The sequence below is a fragment of the Bradyrhizobium sp. UFLA03-84 genome, from assembly GCF_002289535.1.
Lineage (GTDB): Bacteria > Pseudomonadota > Alphaproteobacteria > Rhizobiales > Xanthobacteraceae > Bradyrhizobium > Bradyrhizobium viridifuturi.
Genome location: NZ_NSJY01000013.1, coordinates 1,592,163 through 1,618,383 on the forward strand (window position 1 = coordinate 1,592,163; position 26,221 = coordinate 1,618,383).

A 26,221-nucleotide genomic window follows, 5' to 3' on the forward strand; every position below is an offset into this window, starting at 1 on the left:
TCGGCCTTCGCCGGGACGACGAGTTTGCTGTCCCCACGGATTACGATACGCTCCATCCAGGCTACGACTGAACGGAGGAAGCATGCGCGCGCTTCGGTTCGGACTTATTGGATGCCTCGCATTTCTGGCCGCATTCATCCTCGGCGCCGCCTCGGGTGACGCCGCAACCGTCGTCGCGCTTGGCGCGAGCAACACCTACGGCAAGGGCGTGGCGCGCAACCAGGCCTATCCCGCGCAGCTCGAATCGATCCTGCGGGCGAAGGGGCTGAACGTCCGTATCGTGAACGCCGGCATCAATGGCGACACCACCGAAGGGATGCTGCAACGCCTCGACCGGGCGGTCCCGAATGGCACCCGCGCGGTGATCCTGCAGCCCGGCGGCAACGACCGGCGCAAGGGTCGCCCGGACCGGACAGCGGATATTCAAAGCCGCCTCAGCGCCCGCGGCATCACCGTGATCATGCTTGCCAACGGGATGTTGGGCGGACTGCCGCATCAGCCCGATGGCGTGCACCTGACCCCCGAAGGCTATCACATGCTCGCCGAGCAGCTTGCGTCGCAGGTGTCAGGTGCGATCGGCCGCTAGCCGGTGGGGCCAATCAGCCGCGTCAGTCACTTCCATTGGGACAACCGCACGGACAATTCCTGGGCAACCGCTGCCCGTTGTTAGTGCTTGATCCATACCGGAACCAGTGTTCTGCTTAAAAAAGCTGCTGGAGTCCTCGGTCCGTGTCGATCTTCGTCGCACTGCATCACGTCACGCACTACAAATACGACCGGCCGATCGATCTCGGGCCCCAGACCATTCGGCTCCGGCCGGCGCCGCATACCCGCACGCCGATCCTGAGCTATTCGCTCAAGGTCATGCCATCAAATCATTTCGTGAACTGGCAGCAGGACCCACAGGGCAACTGGCTGGCGCGCTACGTCTTCCCGGAGAAGGCAACCGAGCTCAAGGTCGAGGTCGACTTCACCGCTGAGATGACGGTGGTCAATCCGTTCGACTTCTTCGTCGAGCCCTATGCCAACAGTTTTCCATTCGAATATCCCGGTGATCTCAAGACCGAGCTCGCGCCCTATCTCGAGACCGAGGAGCCCGGGCCGTTGCTCGCGGCGTACCTGAAGGACATTCCGCGCCAGGCTGACAGCACCGTCAATTTCCTGGTCGAGCTGAACGCGCAGCTGCAGAAGAAGATCAGCTACGTGATCCGGATGGAGGCCGGCATCCAGACGCCGGAGGAGACGCTGGCCGCTTGCTCCGGCTCGTGCCGCGACTCGGCTTGGCTTTTGATCCAGACGCTGCGGCATCTCGGTCTCGCCGCGCGCTTCGTCTCCGGATATCTCATCCAGCTGCGGCCCGATATCGATCCGCTCGAGGGGCCGCGCGAGGTCGAGAACGATTTCACCGATCTGCACGCCTGGGCCGAGGTCTATCTTCCGGGCGCGGGCTGGATCGGGTTCGACGTCACTTCCGGCATGTTGACGGGCGAGGGCCACATTCCGGTCTGCGCCACGCCGCACTACCGCTCGGCCTCGCCGGTGACCGGCACCGCAGGCGCCGCCAATGTCGAGTTCGGCTTCGAGATGAGCGTCAAGCGCATCCGCGAAGCGCCGCGGATCACCAGACCGTTTTCGGATGCATCCTGGGCGCGGCTCGACCAGCTCGGCGAGCTGGTCGATAGCGATCTTGAAGGGCATGACGTGCGGCTGACCATGGGCGGCGAGCCGACCTTCGTCTCGGTCGACGATCTGGAATCGCCAGAGTGGAACGTTGCCGCGGTCGGCCCGACCAAGCGCGCGCTGGCCGACGAGTTGATCCGTAAGTTGCGCACGCGGTTCGCGCCGGGCGGCCTGCTGCATTACGGCCAGGGCAAATGGTATCCCGGCGAGAGCCTGCCGCGCTGGGCGTTCGGTCTCTATTGGCGCAAGGACGGCAAGCCGATCTGGAAGAACGCCGACCTGATCGCGTCGATCGAGAATCTGCGCAAGGCAAGGGTTGCCGATGCTGAGCGCTTTGCCGTCGGCACTGCGAAGAAGCTCGGACTCCGCGCCGACCATGTCATGCCGGCCTATGAGGACCCGGCGTTCTGGCTGCAGCGTGAAGCCGGGCTGCCGGCCAACGTCACGCCCGATAACTCCAAGCTGACGGATGCCGAAGAGCGCGCGCGGCTGGCGCGGGTGTTCGACGCGGGACTGACGACGCCGAAAGGCTTTGTGCTGCCGATCCAGCGTTGGACGCCGCTTGCCGACAAGATCCCTGCGCGCTGGCGCAGCGAGCATTGGAAGATCCGCCGCAGCCATCTGTTCGCATCACCCGGCGATTCGCCGCTCGGCCTGCGGCTGCCGATCGGCTCGCTCGAACATGTCCCGCCGGAGGACTATCCCTACATCGTCGAGCAGGATCCGATGGCGCCGCGCGAGGCGCTCGCCGACGCGGAGCTGAAGCAGGCGCTGAAGGACATCCCCGAGCCGCTGCCGGTGCGTACCGCAATGGCGATCGAAGTCCGCGACAGCGTGATATGTGTCTTCATGCCGCCGGTCGAGAAGGTCGAGGATTATCTCGAACTGATCACGGCAATCGAGGCGACCGCGGAGGAAACGCAGCTCGCAGTCCACGTCGAAGGCTACGCGCCACCGTTCGATCCGCGCATCGAGGTGATCAAGGTGACGCCGGACCCGGGCGTGATCGAGATCAACGTGCAGCCGGCGCAGAGCTGGCGCGAGGCCGTCGACATCACGCTCGGCCTCTACGAGGATTCCGCGAAGACGCGGTTAGGGGCCAACCGCTTCCTGATCGACGGCCGCCACACTGGCACCGGCGGCGGCAACCACATCGTGGTCGGCGGCAGCAAGCCGGAAGATTCGCCGTTCCTCCGCCGGCCCGATCTGCTGAAGAGCCTCGTGCTGTATTGGCAGCGGCATCCGTCGCTGTCCTATCTGTTCTCCGGCATGTTCATCGGCCCGACCAGCCAGGCGCCGCGGATCGACGAGGCGCGGCATGACGGGCTCTATGAATTGGAGATCGCGCTGGCGCACGTGCCGCCGCCGGGCATGGACGCGCCGCTATGGCTGGTCGACCGGCTGTTTCGGCACATCCTGGTCGACATCACCGGCAACACCCATCGCGCCGAGATCTGCATCGACAAGCTCTATTCGCCCGACGGCCCGACCGGCCGCCTTGGCCTGGTCGAATTCCGCGCGCTCGAAATGCCGCCCGATCCGCGCATGTCGCTGGCGCAGCAGTTGTTGATCCGTGCACTGATCGCGAAGCTGTGGCGCGAGCCGCAGGACGGGAAGTTCGTGCGGTGGGGTACCGCGCTGCATGACCGCTTCATGCTGCCGCATTTCCTCTGGGAGGATTTTCTGGGCGTGCTCGCCGAGCTCAAGCAGTTCGGCTACGACGTCGAACCGGAATGGTATCAGGCGCAGCTCGAATTCCGCTTCCCCGCCTTCGGCCGGGTCCATCACGGTGGCGTCGGCCTTGAGCTGCGGCAGGCGCTCGAGCCCTGGCATGTGCTGGGCGAGGAGGGCACCTCGGGCGGCACCGTGCGCTATGTCGATTCGTCGGTCGAACGGTTGCAGGTGAAGGCCACCGGTTTCGTGGAGGGCCGCCATGTCGTCACCTGCAATGGCAGGCGAATGCCGATGACCGAGACCGGCCGCTCGGGCGAGGCGGTTGCAGGCGTCCGCTTCAAGGCCTGGCAACCGGCCTCCGGCCTACATCCCACGATTCCCGTGCACGCGCCCTTGACGTTCGACCTGATCGACACCTGGAACGGCCGCTCGCTCGGCGGCTGCGTCTATCATGTCGCCCATCCCGGCGGCCGCAACTACGAGACCAAGCCGGTCAATTCCTACGAGGCCGAGGCGCGGCGGCTGGCACGCTTCCAGGAACACGGCCACACCCCCGGCAAGATCGAAACGCCGCCGGAGGAACGCACAATTGAGTTTCCCTTGACCCTCGACTTGCGGACGCCGCTCCTGCACTAATTGGAGCGTTCTCCAGCGAACTGGGGTGCAGGGGAAGTGCAATGACGGTGTCGGGTGGCCGGGGCAGCAGCCAAGGCAGCAGTCAGGAGAGCCGGGCCCGGCCCGGGCAGCGCCGGATGGCGCAATGGACCCGCGACTATGTCCGACTTCCGGGCATTCCCGATGAATATATCGCCGAGAATGGCGCGCCGCGGCCGGCCTGGGCCCGTTTCTTCGATGCCTTTGCCGGGCTGTCGCCGGCCGACATCGAGCGCCGCTTCGCCAGCGCCGACCGTCATCTGCGCGAGGCCGGCGTTACCTACCGCGCGCCCGGCGATACCTCCGACCGGATCTGGCCGCTCAGCCACCTGCCGCTGATCATCGACGCAGCCGATTGGCGGCAACTCGCCGCCGGCGTCGCGCAGCGGGCGCAGCTCCTGGAAATGGTGCTGGCCGATCTCTACGGCGAGGGCCGTCTCGTCGCCGACGGCGCCATCCCTGCAGCGGCGATCGCCGGCAGCAGCGAATACCTGCGCTCGGTCAGCGGCATCAAGCCGCCGGGCGGCCGCTATCTGCATCTCTATGCCGCCGATATCGGCCGCGGGCCTGACGGCCGCTGGTGGGTGCTGGGCGATCGCACGCAGGCGCCGTCGGGCGCGGGCTATGCCCTGGAAAATCGCCTGGTGCTGTCGCGCGCATTTTCCAATCTCTACAAATCGATGAATGTCGAGCGCGTCGCGCCGTTCTTCGAAGCGTTCCGCGATTCGCTGCGCGCCAGCGCCGATCGCGACGAGCCGCGGATCGGCCTGCTGACGCCGGGCGCGTTCAGCGAGACTTATTTCGAGCACGCGACGCTCGCGCGCTATCTCGGCTTCCTGCTGGTCGAGGGTGATGATCTCGCGGTCTCCGGCGACCGCATCCACATCCGCACCGTCGCCGGGCTGAAGCGGCTCGACGTGCTGCTGCGCCGGGTCGATTCCAACATGCTCGATCCGCTCGAGCTCGACGCGTCCTCCTATCTCGGCGTGCCCGGCCTCGTCGAGGTGCTGCGCAAGGGCGGCGTCGTGGTCGCCAACATGCCGGGCTCCGGCGTGATGGAGGCGAGGGCGCTGCTGGGTTTCCTGCCCAATCTCTGTCGACGCCTGCTCTCGGAAGACCTGATGATGCCGCACATCGCGACCTGGTGGTGCGGCCAGAAGTCCGCCCGCGAGCAGGTGCTGTCGCGGCTCGATGAATTTGCGATCGAGGGAGCCTATGGCCGCGGCGTCGCGGATTTTCCCGGCCACGGGCCGGTGCTGCCCGGCGAATTATCGGCGGCGGACCGCGACCGCCTGAAGGATGCGATCAGCCACCGCGGCATCGACTATGTCGGCCAGGAGTTGGTGCGCCTTTCCACGACGCCGGTGTGGGAAGACGGCCGCATCGCGCCGCGTCCGTTCGTACTGCGGGTGTTCGCGGCGGCGACGCCGAACGGCTGGACTGTGTTGCCCGGCGGCTTCTGCCGGATTGCCGACCGGGCCGATGCGCGCGCGGTGTCGATGGGCGATGGCGCGGTGTCCGCCGACGTCTGGGTGGTCTCGGATAAGGCGGTCGCGACCTCGACCCTGCTGCCGGCGGTCGACACGGTCCGCATCCGCCGCATCGCCGGCGTGCTGCCGAGCCGCGCCGCCGACAACCTGTTCTGGCTCGGCCGCTATCTCGAGCGCGCCGAGGCCACCATTCGCCTGATCCGTGCGCTCTGCACGCCGCTGCGCGATCCGGCGCGCGGCAATTCGAACGGCAACGCGCCGGCGATGCATTCGGCCGAGCGCATCCAGCGCCTGCTGGTGACCTGGGGCGCGGCCTCGCAGACGGCGCGCGCCAATCCCGCCAAGGTCGCGCTCGAGGCGCTGCAGAACGAGGAGAAGTTCGGTTCGGCGCTGTCGCTGGTGCGATCGGCGCAGCGCACCGCGACGTCGCTTCGCGAGCGGCTGTCGCCGGACGCCTGGCAGGTCATCACCGAAATGGCCGACCGTCTCGCGATCGAGGTTCATGATGATGACGGCGTGGTCAGCGCCGCCGAGCTGACCTTGCAGGAGCTCGCAAGTTTCGCCGGCCTCGCGCAGGAGAACATGAACCGCGCCGCCGGCTGGCGCTTCCTCGAGATGGGCCGCCGCGCCGAGCGCGCCATCAACACCACGCGCTTTGCCCGCCAGTTCGCCTATGACGAAGCCGGTGACGAGGATCTCGATGTCCTGCTCACGCTGGTCGACTGCCAGATCACCTATCGCTCGCGCTATCTGGTGCAGCCGCTGCTGACGCCGGTGCGCGATCTCGCGGTGCTGGATCCCTACAATCCGCGCTCGGTCGCATTCCAGGTCGCGGCGCTGAACGAGCATATCGCCGCGTTGCCGAGCCTGAAGGAGCACGGCCTGATCGAGCGGCCGCAACGGCTCGCGGTCGCGGTCGAGGCGATGTTGACGACGGCCGAAGCTTCGAGCCTCGACGTCAAGACGCTGTTCGCGCTGGAGCAGGACCTGCTCAACCTCGCCGACGCGGTCGGGCTGCATTATTTCCCGCACGGACCGAATGCCAGCCGGCCGGAGAAGCTCACGGGGCTGGCGTGATCTACGACATCCGTCACGTCACGACCTACAGCTACGAGACTCAGGTCAGCTTCGCCCGCTGCTCGCTGCGGCTGGAGCCGATCAGCGGCGACGGGCAGGAGCTGATCTCCCATTCGGTCGAGATTCGTCCGAGGCCCGCCGAACGCACCGCGCGGCGCGATTTCTTCGGCACGTCGACCGAGAGCGTCCTGATCGAGACCGCGCATCGCAGCCTTCGCATCGATTCCCGCTCGCGGGTCTTGGTGGCGCGGCAGCCGCCGGCGCGTGATGCGGCCAGCCCGCCCTGGGAAAGCGTCCGCGATAGCGCATTCGAGGCGCTGAGCCTCGATGCGGCCTCGCCGGTCGGCTATGTCTTTGCAAGTGCCTTGGTGCCGGTGCTGCGGCCGGTGACGGCCTACGCTTCCGCGAGCTTCTCGCCTGACGGTGGTATCCTGGCCGGTGCGGCCGACCTGATGCGCCGCATCCGCAGCGACTTCAAATACGATCCCAAGGCGACCGTGATCTCGACGCCGCTGCGCGACGTGTTCGAGAAGCGTCACGGCGTCTGCCAGGATTTTGCCCATGTGATGATCGCCGGGCTGCGTGGTCTCGGCCTGTCCGCGGCCTATGTCAGCGGTTATCTGCGCACCATTCCGCCGCCGGGGCAGCCGCGGCTGCAGGGCGCCGACGCGACCCATGCCTGGGTCTCGGTCTGGTGCGGCAGCGAGCTTGGCTGGGTCGGATTCGATCCGACCAACGATCTGATGGTCGCCAACGACCACATCATCCTCGCCATCGGCCGCGACTTCGCCGACGTCTCTCCGGTCGACGGCGTGATTGTCGGTGCGCGCAAGCAAAAGCTCAGCGTCGCGGTCGACGTACTGCCGGTGGAGTGAGCGGAGCGCGGCGGGAAACCCGATCAGGCGACGTGCCGCTTGCCCGACTTGTCCCATCCGATCGGGCTGACGATGACGCGGTCGCGGCCTTCAGCCTTGGCTTGATAGAGCGCAAGGTCGGCGGCCTTGAGCAGATCGCGCGACGTGCGCTCGTGGTCGGGCACGAGGCAAGACACCCCGATGCTGACGGTCGGCAACTCGTGTTCGGATTCGCGTGCAGCCGCCAGCTTCGCGCGAATCTGTTCGGCGACCTCCAACGCGCCGGCCTTGCCGATGCCGGGCAGCAGCACCGAGAACTCCTCGCCGCCATAGCGCGCACCGAGATCGGTGACGCGCTTGGCGCTGGCTGCGATGCATCGGCCCACGGTGGCGAGCACGGCGTCGCCAGCCTGATGCCCGTAGGTGTCGTTGAAGGCTTTGAAATGATCGACGTCGATCATCAGAAGCGAAACCGACGACTTCGCGCGCATGCCGCGCCGCCATTCGATGTCGAGCGTATCGTCGAGGCGGCGGCGGTTGGCGAGGCCGGTCAGCGCATCGGTGCTCGCAAGGTGCGCGAGCCGGCGTTCGGCGGCGGCCCGCCGCTTGAGAGCGGCGAGCAGATAGAACATCAGGACGATCGAGAAGCCGCACAGCGCGGCCACCACGCTGCCGATCAGCCAGACCTGCTGCCACCAATCGGCATAGATGCCGTCGAGCGAGAGACCTTCGGCGATGATCAGGTGATGGTTGCCAACCGCCTGGAAGACATAGAGCCGCCTGACATGATCGACGAGTGATTTCGTCATGTAGGAGCCGGATTGCCGCGCCGGATACTGCTTGAAGACCTGGGAGTCCTTGATGCTCTGCCCGATCTTGCCGATCTCGAACGGCGCTCGCATCAGCATGACGCCATCGGTGTTGAACAGAGCCATGCTGTCGCCGAGGCCGAAATTCAGCTTGCGAAACAGGTTGTGGAAATAGCTGAGCCGCATGCTGCCCGCGACCACGCCTGCAAAGGATCCGTCCTCAGTGCTGATGCGGCGGCTCAGGCTGATCAGATATTCGCCCTCCGGCGTGACCCAGGGAGCGCTGATGAACAGGCCGCGGTCGGCTCGCGTCCGATGCACCTGGAAGAAATCCCGATCGGCGAAATTTGCGGTTCGTGGCGTCAATGTCCGGGAATCCAGCGTGACGTCTCCAGCGACATTCAGCACGAGGATCGAGCCGAGATCCTTGGCCGTGGCCGCGCGGTCGAACAGCACGACCTGGCGAAGCTCCGGGCTGACCTTGCCGAGCTCCGGCAGCTTGACGCCGTCGGCGACCGCCTGCAGCGAGAGGTCATAGAGCTCGATGTTGCGGTCGATCTCGCTGGCAATGGAGGCGACGAGGTTGGTCGCGCCTTCCTTGGCATGCCGATAGTCCTTGTCCGCCATCTCCCAGAGGATCGATGCGCAGATCGCCGAAAAGCCCAAAACGAGGCCGATCCCGAGCGCGAGCAGCCGTTTGGTCGGCACCGCCTTCGGCTTTGGCAGAGGCCCGTTCATTGCTCGCTTCCACTTCCCCCCGCGCCCCCGCGCTTTGACGTTTTCTATGGGGGCATCAAATTGAGAAAGGCGACCTGAAGCGCTGGCAATTTATGCGCATGCGTTGGGGGAGTTTTAACCATCCGGCTCGGCCGGGACCCGTCGCGGGTCCTCGACAGATCGAGCGATCCGTTCAGGTTCCAGTCCGGCGCATGCCGTCTGCCGCGTCGACGCGCAGGTTGCGGAAGAACTGCTCGACCTCGCGCGACAGCGTATCGGCCGTTGCGGTCAGATCGTTCGACGCCGCGAGCACGGATTCTGCCGCCTTGCTGGTCTGGTCCATGTCGTCGCGGAGCGAGCCGACGTTTGTGACCAGCGTTTCGTTGCCCTGCGCGGCCATCTGCGCGTTCGCGGAGATTTCGCGCGTGGCGGCGTCCTGCTGGCCGATCGCACTTGCGATGTTGGCGGTGACGTTGCTGATCTCGCGCACGGCCTGGCCGATCTCGCGGACGGCGGCCACCGAGTTGCGGGTCGAAGCCTGGATCAGGCCGACATTCTCGCTGATCTCGGCGGTTGCCTTCGCGGTCTGCCCGGCCAGCGCCTTGACCTCGTGCGCGACCACCGCGAAGCCGCGGCCGGCGTCCCCGGCGCGAGCGGCTTCGATAGTGGCGTTGAGCGCGAGCAGATTTGTCTGCTCGGCGATCGCCTGGATCAGGCTCAAGACGCCGTCGATGCGCTGGGTGGTGGCGGCGAGGCTCTCGATCTCGGTGATCGACCGGTCGGTGCGCGCGCCGGCCTGATCGACCGCGCCGGACGACTGCTTGACCTGACGGCCGATCTCCTCGACCGAGGCGGAGAGCTCTTCGGCTGCGCCCGCGACCGCGGAGACGTTGCTCGAGGCCTGTTCGGTCGCGCCTGCCGCCGCAACCGCCCGGCCGTTGGCATCCGATGCGACGGTCGCGATGGTCTGCGCGGTTTGACGCATCGTCGCAGCGTTGTCGTGCACCGCGCGGAGCACCTCACTGATGGTGCCGCGGAACGTCTCGACGAAGCTCTCGATATGCCGGCCGCGGGCGTCGCGGGCCTCGGAGTCCTGCACGACCTGGGCATTGAGGCTGCGATTGCGATCCATCGCCTCCTGGAAGACCTTGATGGCGCGCGCCAGCGCGCCGATCTCGTCGCCGCGCCCGACATGGGGCACCTCGACATGGTCGTCGCCCTCGGCGACGCGCTTGATGGTGGTGGTGATCTGCGACAGCGGCCGGGCCACCGAGCGGGCGATGATCAAGACGCCGAGCACCACCACGATCAGGGCGGCGGCGCCGAGCCCGGTCAGCAACAGCGCCAGCTCGCGGTTGGTGTCGGTCTGCTGCGCCAGCTTCTTGCTGCGCTCGGCATAGACCTTGGAGAGCGCCTCGAGATCCTTGTTCAGCGCGGTGCGCACGTCGCGGTTGGCGTCGTTGTCACCCCACTCACGGCCCGCCGCCGCACCGATCTCGATGCCGCGCCGAACCAGCTCCTTGCGGAACTCGATGAACTGCTCGATGCGCTGCTTGAACACCGCGAACTGAGCGGCGTCGTCGGCCTGCACCAGGGTTTCCCAGTTCTTGACCACGCCGCGGATGCGCTCGTTGAACGCCAGCAGCCCGTCGCCGTACTTCTTCACCGCCGCCGGCTCGGTCGACATGTAGATGCCGCGGGATTCCATCACCACGGCATAGACCAGCGAGTTGACCCGCTCGACATTGAGCGCGGCGCGGCTTGCGAGGTCGACGGCCGCGGTCAGCTCGGCGTTGCGCCGCGCGTTGTAGTCGGACAGGACGGTGATGGCCGCGGTCAGCACCGCAATCAGCGCAAAGGTCGAGTACAGCCTGGCAGCAAGCGAGAATCGGGACGCCATTGGAGGCCGGGACATGGAGATGGGGGATGTGGCGGGGGCAGGCATTGAGGGCACTCCAAGAGGCCGGGGAGTACCATCGGCCGATTAAAGCTTATGCAAAATGTTCATGGATAATTTCTTAACGGGCGAGCCTGACGCGGCTGCAGCTGCTAAAATCCCCAAATAATCACAATGTCTTATGAGGCCCCTGCGTCCGCCGGGTTCCAGCGGTCGGCGGCTGTGTTGAATGACGCGCCGCCATCATCATCATTCATCAACATCCCCGGCACCCAGCGCGAAAGCTGATGGCACGACTTTCGCAAAGAGGTGCTAGGTTACATTGCCCCAGCCCCCGCGACTTTCCCCCATGCTCTATCGTCACACCATCGACGCCACCAACTACGCATTCGACGATTTGCGCATCCTGCTTGCCAAGGCCTCGCCGCCACGGTCGGGCGACCGGCTGGCCGGCATCGCGGCCGATAGTGCCGCGGAGATGATCGCCGCGCGGCTCGCGCTCGCCAACGTTCCGCTCAAGCAATTCCTCGACGAGCCGGTCATCCCCTATGAGGACGACGAAGTCACCCGCCTGATCCTCGACAGCCACGACGTCGCCGGCTTCCTGCCGGTGTCGTCGCTCACCGTCGGCGGCTTTCGCGACTGGCTGCTGTCGGATGCCGCCACCGGTGACGCGATCAGCCGGATCTCGCGCGGCATCACGCCGGAGATGGTGGCCGCGGTGTCGAAGCTGATGCGCAATCAGGATTTGATTCTGGTCGCCAGGAAATGCGAGGTCACGACCCGCTTCCGCAACACTATAGGCCTGCGCGGGCGCATGAGCACGCGGCTGCAGCCGAACCATCCTTTCGACGATGCCAAGGGCATCACCGCCTCGATTCTCGACGGGCTGCTGCTCGGATCCGGCGATGCCTGCATCGGCATCAATCCGGCGAGCGACGATCCTAACGTCATCGGCAGCCTGCTGCGGCTGTTGGACGATGTCATCACCCGGCTCGGGATTCCGACGCAGGGCTGCGTGCTCACTCACGTCACGACCACGCTCGGACTGATCGGGCAGGGCGTGCCGGTCGATCTCGTGTTCCAGTCGATCGCCGGCACCGAGGCCGCCAATCGCAGTTTCGGCGTCGACCTCTCGCTGTTGCGGGAGGCGCGGGAAGCCGGGCTGTCGCTCCGGCGCGGCACCGTCGGCGACAATGTGATGTATTTCGAGACCGGGCAGGGCTCGGCGCTGTCGGCCAACGCCCATCACCAGGTCGACCAGCAGACCTGCGAGGCGCGGGCCTATGCGGTGGCGCGTGCGTTTGATCCGTTGCTCGTCAACAGCGTGGTCGGCTTCATCGGTCCCGAATACCTCTATGACGGCAAGGAAATCATCCGCGCCGGGCTGGAGGATCATTTCTGCGGCAAGCTGCTCGGCCTGCCGCTCGGGATCGACGTCTGCTACACCAATCACGCCGAGGCCGATCAGGACGACATGGACAATCTCCTGACGCTGCTTGCCGCCGCCGGCGTGAACTTCATCATGGGTGTGCCGGGCGCCGATGACGTGATGCTGAACTATCAGTCGACATCGTTTCACGATGCGCTCTACATCCGCGACGTGTTCGGCCTGAAGCGGGCGCCGGAATTCGACGACTGGCTGGTGCGCGCAGGCCTTGCCGGGCAGGACTACCGCCTCGCCGGCGATACGGGGCAGCTGCCCGACCTCGCTGCCCGGCTCCTGACCTGACGGGATAGCAAAATTCTGCAGAGCAACTATCTCGGCGTTGTGACGTTGGTAAGTGCCACAATGTTGAAGAATTTCTGGCCCAGCGTTCCACGCCATGGTTAGATTTGCGGGTGCTTCGGGGTCGATTGATGAGAGCTGAGGGCATAGAGACAGTACGACGTATCCTCTGCGTCTTTCCGCGCTATACGTCGTCGTTTGGCACCTTCGAGCACGCCTACCCCCTGACCGACGGCGTCAAGGCGTTCATGCCGCCGCAGGGTCTGCTGCTGATTGCCGCATACCTCCCCGAGAATTGGCCGGTCCGTTTCGTCGACGAGAACCTGCGTCCGGCCACGACGGAAGATTTCGAGTGGGCGGACGCGGTGTTCGTCAGCGGTATGCACATCCAGCGCCAGCAGATGAACGACATCTGCCACCGCGCGCATGACCATGATCTCGTGGTCGCGATCGGCGGGCCGTCCGTCAGCGCGTGCCCGGACTATTATCCCTCATTCGACTACCTTCATGTCGGCGAGCTCGGCGATGCGACCAACGAGCTGATCAGGCGCCTCGCGGAAGACACAAGGCGTCCCGACCAGCAGGTGGTGCTGACGACCCTCGACCGGCTGCCGATGACGGATTTCCCGCTGCCGGCCTATGAGCTTGCCGAAACCAAGAAGTACTTCCTCGGCAGCATCCAGTTCTCCTCTGGTTGCCCCTATCAGTGCGAGTTCTGCGACATTCCCGGGCTCTATGGCCGCAATCCGCGGCTGAAGTCGCCGCAGCAGATCATCGCCGAGCTCGACAAGCTGCGCGCATGTGGTGCGACCGACACCGTCTATTTCGTCGATGACAATTTCATCGGCAACCGCAAGGCGGCGAGCGAGCTGCTGCCGCATCTGATCGAATGGCAGAAGCGGACCGGTTATGTCACGCGCCTCGCCTGCGAGGCGACGCTCAACATCGCCAAGCGGCCCGAGATCCTGGAGAAGATGCGCGAAGCGTTCTTCGTGACGATCTTCGTTGGCATCGAGACGCCTGATCCCGACGCGCTGAAAGCCATGCACAAGGATCAGAACATGATGGTTCCGATCCTGGAGGGTGTGCGCACCATCAACTCCTTCGGCATGGAGGTCGTCTCCGGCATCATCATGGGGCTCGACACCGACAAGCCCCAGACCGGTGACGCGCTGATCTCCTTCGTCGAAGAGTCGCGGATTCCGCTGCTCACGATCAATCTGCTGCAGGCATTGCCGAAGACGCCGCTGTGGGATCGGCTCGAAAAGGCAGGGCGGCTGGTCCATGACGATGGCCGCGACTCCAATGTCGAGTTCCTGCTGCCCTATGAGGACGTGGTGAGTTCCTGGCGCAAATGCATGGAGATCGCCTACGAGCCGAAGAAGCTGTTCGAGCGCTATCTGCATCAATGCAACTTTACCTATGCCAACCGCATCAAAGTGCCGGTCAGCCCGGAGATGAAGAGCTGGGCCAACATCCGCCGCGGCCTCATCATGCTGCGCAACATCTTCTGGAAGGTCGGCGTGCTCGGCGACTACAGGCGCGTGTTCTGGAAGTTTGCGCTCGGCAGGCTCAAGCGCGGCGATATCGAGGGGCTGATCTCGGCGACGCTGGTTGCGCACCATCTGATCACGTTTGCGCGCGCAGCCTCCAGCGGCCGGCAGAATGCTTCGAACTACTCGATCCGGCTGCGCGAGGCTTCCGTTCCCGCCGAATGACAGCATGACGACACCGCCGGCGCCATCGTCCCCTTCGCTACCCGATTTGCGTGACCTCACGCCGGCGCGCGTCGGCCTCGGCCGCTCCGGAGCAAGCCTGCCGACCGACGCGCTGCTCTCGTTCACGCTCGACCACGCCCGCGCGCGCGACGCCGTTCACGCGGCGTTCGAGATCAGCAGCATTGCGGCCGGTCTTGCCGGCCTCGGCATCACGGCCCGCGAGGTCTCGAGCCAGGCGCACGACCGGCGTGACTATCTGCGCCGGCCGGATCGCGGGCGCATGCTGGACTCCGCGTCGCGGCGATCGCTGGAGAGCAGCGGCATCACCGCCTGCTCCTGCGCCATCGTGATCGGAGACGGCCTGTCGCCGACCGCGGTCAATGTGCACGCCGTCGAATTGATCCGGCATCTCCTGCCGCGGCTTGCGGCCGACAAGATCGATGCCGGTGCTGCGATCGTGGCGTCCGGTGCGCGCGTTGCGCTCGGCGACGAGATCGGCGCAATCCTCGGCGCGCGCATGTTGGTGATGCTGATCGGCGAACGGCCCGGTCTTTCCGCGCCGGACAGTCTGGGCGCCTATCTCACCTTTGCACCGCGGATCGGCCTCACCGATGCCGATCGCAACTGCGTCTCCAACATCCACCGTGCCGGACTGAGCTATGCGGAAGCCGCATTCAGGATCGCTTGGCTTGTGCGCGAGGGGCTGGCCCGCCAGATCACCGGGGTCGCGTTGAAGGATGAAAGCGGCGGTGGATCGTCACAGAATGCGCTCACAGGGTGTGGCAAATCGGATACTTAGTGGTGGCGATCGCCGGTTCCCCGTCGATTTGTCTCGACGCTCGCGCTTGCGACCAAGAGGGCAGACGGGTAAAACCGGCGCCGGTCAATATTCGCGTGTTTTCAAGGACTAGCGCCGATCAGTTGCGCTCACCCGCCTCATTCGCGCCCCTAGACCCAAGCTAGACAGATTGAGCCGTTTCAGAACTGGACAGGGCATGCTCGAGAAGAATTCCGAAAGTCAGGTCCACGTCGAGAAGGTCGAAGAGCCGCGGTCGGGTCCCAGCATCGCGTTCGGGATCGAGCGTCTCGGCCTGATCCCGATGCGGGCGCCGATCCTGTCCTGCATCGTGCTCGTTCTGCTGCTGGTCGGCGCCGTGTTCGGCGTGCATCGGATCAAGATCGACGATTCGTTGTCGCAGCTGTTCCGGTCCAACTCCAAGGACTACAAGCAATACGAGGCGGTGACCAAGCGTTTCCCGGCGACCGAGTTCGACGTCCTCGTCGTGGTCGAAGGCAAGACGCTGCTTGAGCGCGACAACCTCGGCAAGCTGCGCGACATGGTCACCGATCTGCAGCTCGTCGACGGCGTGCGCGGCCTGGTCTCGCTGTTCTCGGCGCGCCAGGCGCCGGAGCGCGGCAAGCTGCCGGCGGCGCTGTTCCCGAACGAGCTTCCGGAGGGCGCGGCCTACGACAAGTTCGTCGAGACCGTCAAAAGCAACGAGATCATCCGCGGCAAGTTGTTGTCGGAGGACGGCACGCTTGCGCTGATCGTGCTGTCGCTCGAGCCCGAGGTGGTCGGCAGCAACAAGCTCGGCAAGGTGATCGGTGACATCAGGAAGATCATGGCCGACGATCTCGGCGGCAGCGGGCTCAATGCCCAGCTGTCCGGCGTGCCGGTCATGCAGCTCGAGATCCGCAACGCGGTCGAGCGCGACGGCCTGACCTATAATATTCTCGGCATCCTCGCCGGCTGTATCATCGCCATCATCTTCTTCCGGAAGATCTCCTTCATGGTGGCGGCGGCGTTCCCGCCGATGATCGCGATCCTGCTCGCGCTCGGTGGCCTCGGCTGGGCCAATTTCAATCTCAACATGTTCCTCAACGTGATGACGCCGCTCATCATGGTGATCAGCTTCTCCGACTCGATGCAGCTGACATTCGCGGCGCGCGACCGGCTGATTGCGGGGCAAGACAAGTTCACCGCCTTCAAGAACGCCGTGCTGGTGGTCGGGCCGGCCTGCGTGCTGACGCACGGAACGGCCGGCATTTCCTTCATCGCGCTGCAGTTCTCGGATTCCGACCTGATCCGCAAATTCGGCGAGGCCGGGCTTGCTGCCACCATCATCGCGCTGGTTGCGGTGCTGTCACTGGTGCCGGTGTTCGGCATCCTGCTGGTGCGCAACGAGAAGCTGTTTGCGGTCAAGTTCCAGAGCGCCGATGCCGGCGTGCAGGCGCTGCGCAATTTCTGCTACTGGATCGCGGTGCGCATGGTCGGCCGTCCCGGGCTGTTCAGCCTGCTTGCGCTGATCGTCGTCGGCGGCCTCGGCATAATCTATGCCAACCTCGAGCCGCGTTACCGGCTCGCCGACCAGGTGCCGGACAAGCGGCAGGCGGTCGCGGCGTCGAATCGGCTCGACGCCAAGCTGACCGGCGCCAATCCGGTCGATGTGCTGATCGAATTCCCCAAGGGGCAATCGCTCTACTCGCCGGAGACGTTGAAAACGATCGCCGACGTGCATGCGATGGTCGAGGAGTCTGCCGGCGTCGGCAACGTCTGGTCGCTGGAAACCCTGCGGCGCTGGCTTGCCGAAAAGGCCGGCAGCAACGACGTCGCGACGCTGAAGGAATATGTCGACCTGATCCCCGAGCATCTGGTGCGGCGGTTCATCGACAAGAATCAGGACGCGGTCGTGGTGTCGGGCCGCGTTCCGGATCTGGACTCGAGCCAGTTGCTTCCGGTCGTGAACAAGCTCGATCACTCGCTCGACAAGGTGCGTGCCGAGCATCCCGGTTACGAGATCGCGGTGACCGGCCTGTCGGTGATCGCCGCGCGCAACAGCGCCAACATGATCGAGAAACTCAACCACGGCCTCACCATCGAGTTCTTGCTGGTCGCGATCTTCATCGGGCTCGCGTTCCGCTCCGTGGTGGTGATGTTCTCCTGCATCCTGCCGGGCATTTTCCCGGTGGTGCTGTCAGGCACCGTGCTGTGGCTGCTCGGGGAGGGGCTACAATTCGCAAGCGTCGTGGCATTGACCGTGTCGTTCGGCCTTGGCCTCTCCGCCACCATCCACTTCCTCAACCGGCTGCGGCTCGAAACCAAGCCGGGTGTGACGCCGGAGCTCGCGGTGGAGCGCGCCACCGTCCTGGTCGGTCCCGCACTGATCCTGACCACGGTGGTGCTGGCCTGCGGTCTCGTGGTCACGGTGTTCTCCGACCTGCCGTCACTGCGCCTGTTCGGCTGGCTCAGCGCATTCTCGATGGTGGCGGCCCTGGTCGCGGACCTCTTTATCCTGCGGCCGACCTCGATGTTCCTGATCAACCTGTCGCAAAAGCTCCGCGGCAAGGGCGGGCAGCCGGCGCCGATCGAAAAGGCCTGATCGACCGACAGCAAAAACGTAAAAAAGGCCCGGTTCCGAAGTGCTCGGAACCGGGCCTTTCTGTTTGTTAGCGAAATCGATCGGGAGCGTCAGGTCTTGGTCATGGTGATCGTGACGCCGCGGATCTCGCCCTTGGAGTCGATCTGCACGACCTGCTTGGAGCCGTTGGTCTGCAGGTTCAGGTTCGCGGCGAAGCCGGATGCCTCGACGAACACGTCGATCCGCCCGCCGCCCGCGGTACCCTGCAGATTGCCGAAGATGTTGCGGCTCGCCTCGCTCCAGTTGCCGGAGATCCGGTCGCCCTGGCTGGTGACGTCGCTGGAGAGGTCGAACTTGTAGCTGTCGCTGGCGCAATGCAGCGATTGCTTCAGGCTCATGCCGGATGGCGCGACCTTGTAGTCCGCCTTGCAACGAATGCGTTCGGTCGTGCCGTTGGACAACGCCACCGTGCCCGTTCCGGTCCAGGAGCCGGCAAAACCGGCAAACGGACCGCTGGCCTGGGCATGGACCGCGGAGGCAGACAGCATCAGAGCGGCGCCGACGCCGATAGCGCGGAGGGCCTGGCCATAAAGGCTGGAACCAAACAGTTTCATTGTGAATTTCCCATCAAAATCAACGCCTCCTTTGCAAGAAAGCGTCTCGCCGCATCGAAGGTTTAGTGTCACCCAAGAATGTTAGGTTCAAACGACAGAGGCGACGCGCGCGACGCCTTTTCATCATCGAACAGAATCAGAAACCGTTGACCTCATCATGGCATCTAGCTTTGCGCGAGTATCATCCGCAATAGCCAAACGCGACAAAGTGATAGTGCGAATTTATCTTGTTTATCAATAGCTTAAGTGGGGGTTTACAGCGCCGTAAATTTAGCCGCATTTAGCAGTGCTTGTCGTCAATCCGTTGCCGCGTTACGTGGCGTCTGCAATCCCCAAAATCCGTCCCGGCCATGCCGAAACGCTTTCGGGAACAGATTTTCTGCTGTCGGAAATGAAGGAATACGATGCGTAAATTTCTCTTGGCACTTGCCCTGTTGTCGATCCCGCTCGCGTCCAGCGCCGTCGCCCAGCAGCAGCAGGGACGCGGTACACCCGATGAGCAGAAGGCCTGCACGCGCGACGTGCAGCGTCACTGCCGCTCCGTCATCGATCAGGGCGACTTCACCATTCTCGCCTGCCTGCAGCAGAACCGCAGCAAGATCAGCGCCGCCTGCGACCAGGTGCTGAAGACCCACGGCCAATAAGACCGAATTCAGGTCTCAAGGGACCGCTATCGACACCGCGGCTGGCAGCCATGCCGGCCGCGGCCACATATGCTGGCGGTCACAGATGGCATTGGTTTTGGTGGCGTATTCCCCTATATGGGGCTCGCAAATCCCCCGCATGCGCCCAGACGGTTCGCGCCTGCGTCGTGCCATGACCAGTGTAGCCCAAATTTCCCATGACCACCGCGAGCGACCTGCGATCCGGAAAGACCCACCGCGACGAGAATTTTCCCGTCGCGTCGTGGATCATTCATCCGCGGCATCGCGCCCTGATCCTGGCCTTCTATAATTTCGTCCGCACTGCTGACGATATCGCCGATCACGCCACGCTGCCGCCTGAGGAGAAGCTGCGCTATCTCGACCTCATGGAGGCCGAGCTGCTCGGCAATGGCGACAGCCAGAAGGAAGCCGTCAGCCTGCGCCGGGCCCTCGCCGAGCGCGGTATGCCGCCGCGGCATGCGCTCGACGTGCTGGTGGCGTTCCGCCTCGACGTCACCAAGCTGCGCTATGAAAATTGGGACGACGTGATCGACTATTGCCGCTACTCGGCGATGCCGGTCGGGCGGTTCATGCTCGACGTGCATGGCGAAGATACCTCGACCTGGGCCGCATCGGATGCGCTCTGCGCCGCCTTGCAGATCAACAATCATCTGCAGGACTGCGGCAAGGACTACCGCAACCTGAACCGCGTCTACCTGCCGCGCGATGCGCTTGCCGTCGCGGGCGCAACGGTCGAGATGCTCGGCGAGGCGAAGTCACAGCCGGCGCTGCTCAAATGCCTGCAGGCGCTCGCGGTGCGCACCGAGACGCTGCTTGTGCAAAGCAAGTCACTTGCCGCCCAGGTGAAGGACTTCAGGCTCGGGCTGGAAATTTCCGTGATCCAGGCGTTCGCCGACAAGATCGTCAACATGCTGAAGGTGCGCGATCCGCTCAGCGAGCGCGTGCATTTGAGCAAGGTTGAACTGCTGCTGCAGAGCCTTGGCGGCGTTGCCGGCGAGACCGCGCAGCGCGCGACCGGACGGCGTGCGGTCTCCAAGACGGCGGCAGGCGCATGAGTGCTGAGGCGGCGGCCAACGCGAACTACGGAAGCACTGCGTCGGGCAGCTCGTTCTATGCCGCGATGCGCATCCTGCCGCACGCGCAGCGCGAGGCGATGTTCCAGATCTACAGCTTCTGCCGGCAGGTCGACGACATCGCCGATTCCGACGGCCCGCGGCCGGAGCGCCTGGCCGCGTTGCAGCAGTGGCGCGACGATATTGACGCGCTCTATGCCGGCCGTCCGCCGGAACGCCTCAAGGACTATGTCGGCTCGGTGAAGACCTTCGGCCTGAAGCGCGAGGATTTCGTCGCGATCGTCGACGGCATGGAGATGGACGTGCCGCAGGACATCCGCGCGCCGGATCTTGCGACGCTCGACCTGTATTGCGATCGCGTCGCGAGCGCGGTCGGCCGGCTATCGGTGCGCGTGTTCGGCCTCCCCGAGGAGGACGGCATCCAGCTCGCCTATCACCTCGGCCGCGCGTTGCAGCTCACCAACATCCTGCGCGACATCGACGAGGATGCCGGTCTCGGCCGGCTCTATTTGCCGCGCGAATGGCTCTGGCATGCCGGCATCACCAACAACGACCCGGCCCGCGTCACCGCCGACCGCGCGCTGCCGAAGGTGTGTGCGCCGCTCGCCGAGCGCGCCAAGATGCATTTCCAGAAGTCCGACGAGATCATGAAGCGCAATTCGCGCCGCGCCGTGCGCGCGCCGCGGATCATGTCGAAATACTACCGCGCGATCCTCGATCTGTTGATTGCGCGCGGCTTCGCCGCCCCGCGTGCGCCGGTGCGTGTGTCCAAGGCGGCCAAGATCGGCATTCTTCTTCGTTACGCGATCATCTGATGCAAAAGACCGTTCATATCATCGGTGCCGGTATTTCCGGCCTCTCCGCCGCCGTGCGGCTCGCCAATGCCGGCTACAAGGTCGCCGTCCACGAGGCGACGCAGCAGGCCGGCGGCCGCTGCCGCTCCTATTTCGACGCCGCCACCAATCTCACCATCGACAATGGCAACCACCTGCTGCTGTCGGGCAATCGCCACGCGCTGAGCTATGCGCGTTCGATCGGCACCGAGGCCGGCCTCGTGGGGCCTGCGCGCGCGCAGTTTCCATTCGTCGATCTGGCCTCGGGCCAGCGCTGGCAGCTCGATCTCGGCGACTCCCGCCTGCCGCTGTGGGTATTCGACGAGGCGCGCCGCGTCCCCGACACGACCTTGCGCGACTACCTCGCATTGGCGCCGCTGGCCTGGGCCGGCACCGAGGCGCTGGTCGGCAACACCATTCCCTGCAAGGGCACGCTGTACGACCGCCTGGTGCAGCCGCTGCTGCTTGCCGCGCTGAACGTCGATCCGCCGGAGGGCTCGGCCGGGCTTGCCGGCGCCATCGTGCGCGAGACGCTGCTCGCGGGCGGCCAGGCCTGCCGTCCGCTGATCGCACGCGACGGCCTGAGCTCGGTCCTGATCGAGCCGGCCGTGAAGCTGCTGCAGGACCGTGGCCACAGCGTCCAGTTCAGTCACGAATTGCGTACGCTCGGCATGTCCGGTGATCGTGTCACGGAGCTCGATTTTGGCGGCGGCGACAAGATCGCGCTGGCGGCCGGCGATGCTGTCGTGCTGGCGGTGCCGCCGCGCGCTGCGGCCTCGCTGCTGCCCGGTTTGAAGACGCCGACCAAATTCCGCGCCATCGTGAACGCGCATTTCCGCGTCGATCCGCCGCGCGACGCCGCGGCCATTCTCGGCGTCGTCGGCGGCCTCGTGGAGTGGCTGTTCGCATTCCCGCAACGGCTGTCGGTGACGATTTCGAACGGCGACCGCCTGGTCGACATGCCGCGAGAGGAACTCGCGCAGGCAATCTGGCGGGATATCTGCAAGGCTTCGGGCGTGTCCGGCGACCTGCCGCCCTGGCAGATCGTGCGCGAGCGCCGTGCCACATTTGAGGCGACGCCGGAGCAGAACGCACTGCGTCCGGGGGCCGTAACGGCGCAAAAAAACCTGTTCCTTGCCGGCGATTGGACTGCTACCGGGTTGCCGGCAACCATCGAGGGATCGGTGCGATCCGGTGATCGCGCCGCAGATCTGGTTCTGGCCAGGCGATAGATTCGACCCGTTGGAGCATTTTCGGGCGCCGCGGTTACTGGTGCGCATCAGGAAAATGCGACCAAGCAAATGGATGAGAGCCTGATCCGATTCAATCGGATCATGCTCGGAAGCGGATGCGGCTTTCGATCAGCCGGTCCGCGATGAAGAGGATATCGAGCGAAATGCTTTCGAGAGATCACGGCGTTGCAGTCGACCCGGTCGCGCTGGAGAAGAGCATCTCCAAGGCAACCGAAGCGCTGCTCGGCTATCGCCAGTCCGACGGGCACTGGGTGTTCGAGCTCGAGGCCGACAGCACCATTCCGGCCGAGTACGTCCTGCTGCGTCACTATCTCGCCGAACCCGTCGATGCCGCCCTCGAGGCCAAGATCGGCAACTATCTGCGCCGCGTCCAGGGTGCGCATGGCGGCTGGCCGCTGGTGCATGACGGCCCGTTCGACATGAGCGCCAGCGTGAAGTCGTACTTCGCGCTGAAGATGATCGGCGATTCCGTCGACGCGCCGCACATGGTGCGGGCGCGCGAGGTGATCCGCTCCCGCGGCGGCGCTTCGGGCAGCAACGTGTTCACGCGCTTCCTGCTCGCGCTCTATGGCGTCGTCACCTGGCGCGCGACGCCGGTGCTGCCGATCGAGATCATGCTGCTGCCGATGTGGTCGCCGTTCCACATCAACAAGATCTCCTACTGGGCGCGCACCACGATGGTGCCGCTGATGGTGCTCGCCGCGCTGAAGCCGCGCGCGAAGAATCCGAAGGGCGTCGGCATCGACGAACTCTTCCTGGAAGATCCGAAATCGGTCCGCATGGCGCCGAAGGCGCCGCATCAGAGCGCGAGCTGGTTCTATCTGTTCCGCTCGCTCGACGCCGTGCTGCGCGTGATCGAGCCGATGTTTCCGAAGAGTCTGCGCCAGCGCGCGATCGACGCCGCGCTCGCCTTCACCGAAGAGCGGCTGAACGGCGAAGACGGCATGGGCGCGATCTATCCGCCGATGGCCAACATCGTCATGATGTACGAGGCGCTCGGCAAGGACGAGAGTTTCCCGCCGCGCGCGATCACCCGCCGCGGCATCGACAAGCTGCTCGTGATCGGCGACGACGAGGCCTACTGCCAGCCCTGCGTCTCGCCGGTGTGGGACACCGCGTTGACCTGCCACGCGCTGCAGGAAGCGGGCGGCGACGACACCTTCGCCAAGGCCAAGCAGGGTCTCGACTGGCTGAAGCCGCGCCAGGTGCTGGAGCTGAAGGGCGACTGGGCGGTCAAGGCGCCGGGCGTCCGTCCCGGCGGCTGGGCGTTCCAGTACAACAACGACCACTATCCCGATCTCGACGATACCGCCGTGGTGGTGATGGCGATGGATCGCGTGCGGCGTCACACCGGTACCCGCGAATATGACGAGGCGATCGCGCGCGGCCGCGAATGGATCGAGGGCCTGCAGAGCCGCGACGGCGGCTGGGCGGCGTTCGACGCCAACAACCTCGAATATTACCTCAACAACATCCCGTTCTCGGATCACGGCGCATTGCTCGATCCGCCGACCGAGGACGTCACCGCGCGCTGTATCTCGATGCTGGGCCAGCTCGGCGAGACCGCCGAGAGCAGCAAGGCGATGGCCGACGGCATTGCCTATCTGCGCCGCACCCAGCTGGCCGAGGGCTCCTGGTACGGCCGCTGGGGCCTGAACTACGTCTACGGCACCTGGTCGGTGCTCTCGGCGCTAAATGTCGCAGGGATCGACCGCAACGACCCGATGGTCCGGAGGGCGGTCGATTGGCTGGCGTCGGTCCAGAATCAGGACGGCGGCTGGGGCGAGGACGCCGTCAGCTACCGGCTGGACTACAAGGGCTACGAAGTTGCGCCATCGACCTCCTCGCAAACGGCATGGGCCTTGCTTGGATTGATGGCGGCTGGAGAGGTCGAAAACCCCGCCGTTGCGCGGGGGGTGGAGTACCTAAAGGCAACACAGACGGAAAAAGGGCTGTGGGACGAGCAGCGATACACCGCTACGGGGTTTCCGCGGGTATTTTACTTGCGATATCATGGCTACTCGAAGTTCTTTCCGCTCTGGGCGCTGGCGCGGTATCGGAATCTGAGAAGCACCAATAGCAGGGTGGTAGGGGTCGGGATGTGATTGTTGAGGCGGGGGCCGCCGAGTCCGTGGGCAGAATTGATCCTCGGCCGGTACTGATTGTGACTGGATTGGTGCAGGAGGCCCGGATCGCGGCAGGCCCCGGCATGATTGTGATTTGCAGCTCGAGCGACTCGCAGCAACTGCGTGAACTGCTGGCAACGCTGGATCCGAAGACTTTCCGTGGCGTGATTTCGTTCGGCGTGGCCGGCGGACTCGACCCGTCGCTCAAGTCGGGCGACGTCGTGGTCGCGACTGAGGTGATGTCGGGCGATACGCGCTTCCTGGCCGCATCGGCCCTGAATGAGGAGATGATCGCCAGCGCCGCGCTGAAGCGGCGCAGGATCGTCCGTGGCGGCCTCGCCGGCGTGGAAGAGGTGATCGCGGCAAAGGCCTGCAAGGCCGCGCTGCGCTCGATGACGGGCGCCGCTGCAGTCGATATGGAGAGCCATATCGCGGCAGCCTATGCCGCCAAAGCGGGCATTCCGTTCGCCGCGCTGCGCGTGATCAGCGATCCCGCGCACCGGGCGCTGCCGGAACTGGCGAAATCCGCGGTGAAGCCGAACGGCGACATCGACCTGCGCAAGGTGCTGCGCGGCATCGCGCGCAATCCGCGCACGTTGCGGGCGCTGGTGTCGACCGGGATCGACTTCAACCGCGCGCTGCGCTCGCTGCGCAGCTGCCGCGGCTTCCTGCTCGGCAACGAGGTGCTGATGCCGGTGGACGATGTGCTGATCACGGCGAAGGCAGCCTAAGCCGCCGTCCCGGGTCGGGAGCTCGTCCCGCCAGGCTCCAAAGCAAGCTCAAAAACAAAGGCCCGATCGCATCGCGATCGGGCCTTTTGCTTTGGTGTGCCGGGCGACGCGCTTTACGCGGCCGTGGAAGCCTTCTGCTGCTGCTTGGCAGCTGCAGCCTCGTCGCGGCGGATCTCAGAGAGCTTCTTCTCGACCTGCTCGGCGAAGATGTACTGCGCCGGGCGCTGCTTCGACATGTCGATCTCCGGCGCCATCGGACCCGAGGTCTTGATGCCGCGCAGCGCGACCCACATCGCCTTCAGCGGATTGTTGATCGCAGCGGTGGCCGCAGTCGGCTCGTAGCCGCAATGGGCCATACAGTCGGCGCACTTCTCGTACTTGCCGGTGCCGTAGGTGTCCCAATCGGTGGTGTCCATCAGCTCCTTGAAGGTCTTGGCGTAGCCTTCACCGAGCAAATAGCAGGGCTTCTGCCAGCCGAAGATGTTGCGCGCCGGCATGCCCCAGGGCGTGCACTCGTATTCCTGGTTGCCGGCGAGGAAGTCCAAAAAGAGCCCGGAATGCATGAAGTTCCACTTCTTGCCCTTGCCGAGCGCAAAGACGTCGCGGAACAGCTTCTTGGTCTTGGTGCGGTTGAGGAAGTGCTCCTGGTCGGGCGCGCGCTCATAGGCGTAACCCGGCGACATCGAGACGCCGACGCCGAGCTCGGTCGTGAAGTCGAGGAACTTGGCGATCTCCTCGGCCGGGTGGCCGTCGAAGATGGTGGCGTTGACGTTGACCGTGAAGCCGCGCGCCTTCGCCGCCTTGATCGCGGAGACGGCGCGATCGAACACGCCCTTCTGCGACACCGCCTTGTCGTGATGGTCCTTCAGGCCGTCGAGATGCACCGAGAAGAACAGGTAGGGCGACGGCTCGAACAGGTCGAGCTTCTTCTCGAGCAGCAGCGCATTGGTGCACAGCGAGACGAACTTCTTGCGCGCCACGAGGCCGCGCACGATCTCGCCGATCTCCTTGTGGATCAGCGGCTCGCCGCCGGGGATCGCCACCATCGGCGCGCCGCATTCATCGGCCGCGTCCCAGCATTCCTGCGCGGTCATGCGGCGATTGAGGATCGCATCGGGATAGTCGATCTTGCCGCAGCCGACGCAGGCGAGGTTGCAGCGGAACAAGGGTTCGAGCATCAGCACGAGCGGATAGCGTTTGCGGCCAAGCAGCTTCTGCTTGATCAGATAACCGCCGATACGCATTTCCTTGAAGAACGGTATAGCCAT

General features: G+C 65.1%; 18 protein-coding genes. 14 read left to right on the forward strand and 4 right to left on the reverse strand.

Annotated elements, in window-relative coordinates; translation table 11 throughout:
* Positions 1-82: 82 nt before the first annotated feature.
* The 4 genes from CK489_RS21530 to CK489_RS21545 all read left to right on the forward strand — a co-directional run bounded on the left by CK489_RS21530 (position 83) and on the right by CK489_RS21545 (position 7,450).
* A complete protein-coding gene (locus CK489_RS21530) occupies positions 83-586 on the forward strand; it encodes a GDSL-type esterase/lipase family protein (RefSeq protein ID WP_095733604.1) in 504 nt (167 codons plus the stop codon).
* Positions 587-729: 143 nt separating this feature from the next.
* The gene (locus CK489_RS21535) at positions 730-3,990 is read left to right on the forward strand and encodes a transglutaminase family protein (RefSeq protein ID WP_095733605.1); all 3,261 of its coding nucleotides are present in this window, start codon (positions 730-732) and stop codon (positions 3,988-3,990) included.
* 116 nt (positions 3,991-4,106) lie between these two features.
* A complete protein-coding gene (locus CK489_RS21540; RefSeq protein ID WP_502694137.1) occupies positions 4,107-6,575 on the forward strand; it encodes a circularly permuted type 2 ATP-grasp protein in 2,469 nt (822 codons plus the stop codon).
* Entirely contained in the window at positions 6,572-7,450 is an 879-nt protein-coding gene (locus CK489_RS21545; protein WP_095733607.1) for a transglutaminase family protein, read from the forward strand. The genes CK489_RS21540 and CK489_RS21545 overlap by 4 nt, the downstream gene beginning before the upstream one ends.
* 23 nt (positions 7,451-7,473) lie before the next feature.
* On the opposite strand, the gene CK489_RS21550 is transcribed toward CK489_RS21545, so the two are convergent.
* Both CK489_RS21550 and CK489_RS21555 read right to left on the reverse strand, forming a co-directional pair.
* On the reverse strand, positions 7,474-8,976 hold the full coding sequence (locus CK489_RS21550; RefSeq protein ID WP_095733608.1) for a sensor domain-containing diguanylate cyclase: 1,503 nt from the start codon (positions 8,974-8,976) through the stop codon (positions 7,474-7,476).
* Between the two features lie 172 nt (positions 8,977-9,148).
* The gene (locus CK489_RS21555; RefSeq protein WP_095733609.1) at positions 9,149-10,855 is read right to left on the reverse strand and encodes a methyl-accepting chemotaxis protein; all 1,707 of its coding nucleotides are present in this window, start codon (positions 10,853-10,855) and stop codon (positions 9,149-9,151) included.
* A 346-nt stretch (positions 10,856-11,201) separates the two neighbouring features.
* Between CK489_RS21555 and CK489_RS21560 the strand changes: the two genes are divergently transcribed.
* The 4 genes from CK489_RS21560 (at position 11,202) to CK489_RS21575 (ending at position 17,679) form a co-directional block, all read left to right on the forward strand.
* Complete coding sequence (locus CK489_RS21560; RefSeq protein ID WP_095733610.1) at positions 11,202-12,584, forward strand: ethanolamine ammonia-lyase subunit EutB; 1,383 nt, start codon at positions 11,202-11,204, stop codon at positions 12,582-12,584.
* 128 nt (positions 12,585-12,712) lie between these two features.
* The gene (locus CK489_RS21565; RefSeq protein ID WP_050626206.1) at positions 12,713-14,299 is read left to right on the forward strand and encodes a B12-binding domain-containing radical SAM protein; all 1,587 of its coding nucleotides are present in this window, start codon (positions 12,713-12,715) and stop codon (positions 14,297-14,299) included.
* Positions 14,300-14,303: 4 nt separating this feature from the next.
* Positions 14,304-15,098: an ethanolamine ammonia-lyase subunit EutC gene (eutC, locus tag CK489_RS21570; RefSeq protein ID WP_095733611.1), complete on the forward strand. Its 795-nt coding sequence runs from the start codon at positions 14,304-14,306 to the stop codon at positions 15,096-15,098.
* 196 nt (positions 15,099-15,294) lie between these two features.
* Positions 15,295-17,679, forward strand: coding sequence for an efflux RND transporter permease subunit (locus CK489_RS21575; RefSeq protein ID WP_095733612.1), 2,385 nt, complete (start codon positions 15,295-15,297; stop codon positions 17,677-17,679).
* Positions 17,680-17,768: 89 nt separating this feature from the next.
* Here the strand turns inward: CK489_RS21575 and CK489_RS21580 are convergent, their stop codons facing one another.
* Complete coding sequence (locus CK489_RS21580; protein WP_050626207.1) at positions 17,769-18,272, reverse strand: hypothetical protein; 504 nt, start codon at positions 18,270-18,272, stop codon at positions 17,769-17,771.
* A 404-nt stretch (positions 18,273-18,676) separates the two neighbouring features.
* Here CK489_RS21580 and CK489_RS21585 point away from each other — a divergent pair, with 404 nt between their 5' ends.
* The 6 genes from CK489_RS21585 (at position 18,677) to CK489_RS21610 (ending at position 24,953) form a co-directional block, all read left to right on the forward strand.
* Positions 18,677-18,916, forward strand: a complete 240-nt coding sequence (locus CK489_RS21585) for a hypothetical protein (protein ID WP_050420121.1) — start codon at positions 18,677-18,679, stop codon at positions 18,914-18,916.
* Between the two features lie 197 nt (positions 18,917-19,113).
* A complete protein-coding gene (gene hpnC / locus CK489_RS21590; protein ID WP_095733613.1) occupies positions 19,114-19,992 on the forward strand; it encodes a squalene synthase HpnC in 879 nt (292 codons plus the stop codon).
* Positions 19,989-20,825, forward strand: a complete 837-nt coding sequence (hpnD, locus tag CK489_RS21595; RefSeq protein ID WP_095733614.1) for a presqualene diphosphate synthase HpnD — start codon at positions 19,989-19,991, stop codon at positions 20,823-20,825. Before hpnC ends, hpnD begins: the two co-directional genes overlap by 4 nt.
* The gene (hpnE, locus tag CK489_RS21600) at positions 20,825-22,075 is read left to right on the forward strand and encodes a hydroxysqualene dehydroxylase HpnE (protein WP_095733615.1); all 1,251 of its coding nucleotides are present in this window, start codon (positions 20,825-20,827) and stop codon (positions 22,073-22,075) included. The genes hpnD and hpnE overlap by 1 nt, the downstream gene beginning before the upstream one ends.
* 164 nt (positions 22,076-22,239) lie before the next feature.
* A complete protein-coding gene (gene shc / locus CK489_RS21605; protein ID WP_095733756.1) occupies positions 22,240-24,201 on the forward strand; it encodes a squalene--hopene cyclase in 1,962 nt (653 codons plus the stop codon).
* A gap of 26 nt (positions 24,202-24,227) precedes the next feature.
* On the forward strand, positions 24,228-24,953 hold the full coding sequence (locus CK489_RS21610; RefSeq protein WP_162240470.1) for a phosphorylase: 726 nt from the start codon (positions 24,228-24,230) through the stop codon (positions 24,951-24,953).
* A 113-nt stretch (positions 24,954-25,066) separates the two neighbouring features.
* Here the strand turns inward: CK489_RS21610 and hpnH are convergent, their stop codons facing one another.
* Positions 25,067-26,221, reverse strand: coding sequence for an adenosyl-hopene transferase HpnH (gene hpnH, locus CK489_RS21615; RefSeq protein ID WP_095733616.1), 1,155 nt, complete (start codon positions 26,219-26,221; stop codon positions 25,067-25,069).

Coding starts and splice junctions, on each gene's coding strand:
- CK489_RS21575 (WP_095733612.1), top strand. CDS start 15,295: ATGCTCGAGAAGAATTCCGAAAGTCAGGTCCACGTCGAGAAGGTCGAA.
- CK489_RS21565 (WP_050626206.1), top strand. CDS start 12,713: ATGAGAGCTGAGGGCATAGAGACAGTACGACGTATCCTCTGCGTCTTT.
- CK489_RS21580 (WP_050626207.1), bottom strand. CDS start 18,272: ATGAAACTGTTTGGTTCCAGCCTTTATGGCCAGGCCCTCCGCGCTATC.
- hpnE (WP_095733615.1), top strand. CDS start 20,825: ATGCAAAAGACCGTTCATATCATCGGTGCCGGTATTTCCGGCCTCTCC.
- CK489_RS21540 (WP_502694137.1), top strand. CDS start 4,107: ATGGCGCAATGGACCCGCGACTATGTCCGACTTCCGGGCATTCCCGAT.
- eutC (WP_095733611.1), top strand. CDS start 14,304: ATGACGACACCGCCGGCGCCATCGTCCCCTTCGCTACCCGATTTGCGT.
- CK489_RS21555 (WP_095733609.1), bottom strand. CDS start 10,855: ATGGCGTCCCGATTCTCGCTTGCTGCCAGGCTGTACTCGACCTTTGCG.
- shc (WP_095733756.1), top strand. CDS start 22,240: ATGCTTTCGAGAGATCACGGCGTTGCAGTCGACCCGGTCGCGCTGGAG.
- hpnC (WP_095733613.1), top strand. CDS start 19,114: ATGACCACCGCGAGCGACCTGCGATCCGGAAAGACCCACCGCGACGAG.
- CK489_RS21530 (WP_095733604.1), top strand. CDS start 83: ATGCGCGCGCTTCGGTTCGGACTTATTGGATGCCTCGCATTTCTGGCC.
- hpnH (WP_095733616.1), bottom strand. CDS start 26,221: ATGGCTATACCGTTCTTCAAGGAAATGCGTATCGGCGGTTATCTGATC.
- hpnD (WP_095733614.1), top strand. CDS start 19,989: ATGAGTGCTGAGGCGGCGGCCAACGCGAACTACGGAAGCACTGCGTCG.
- CK489_RS21560 (WP_095733610.1), top strand. CDS start 11,202: ATGCTCTATCGTCACACCATCGACGCCACCAACTACGCATTCGACGAT.
- CK489_RS21585 (WP_050420121.1), top strand. CDS start 18,677: ATGCGTAAATTTCTCTTGGCACTTGCCCTGTTGTCGATCCCGCTCGCG.
- CK489_RS21550 (WP_095733608.1), bottom strand. CDS start 8,976: ATGAACGGGCCTCTGCCAAAGCCGAAGGCGGTGCCGACCAAACGGCTG.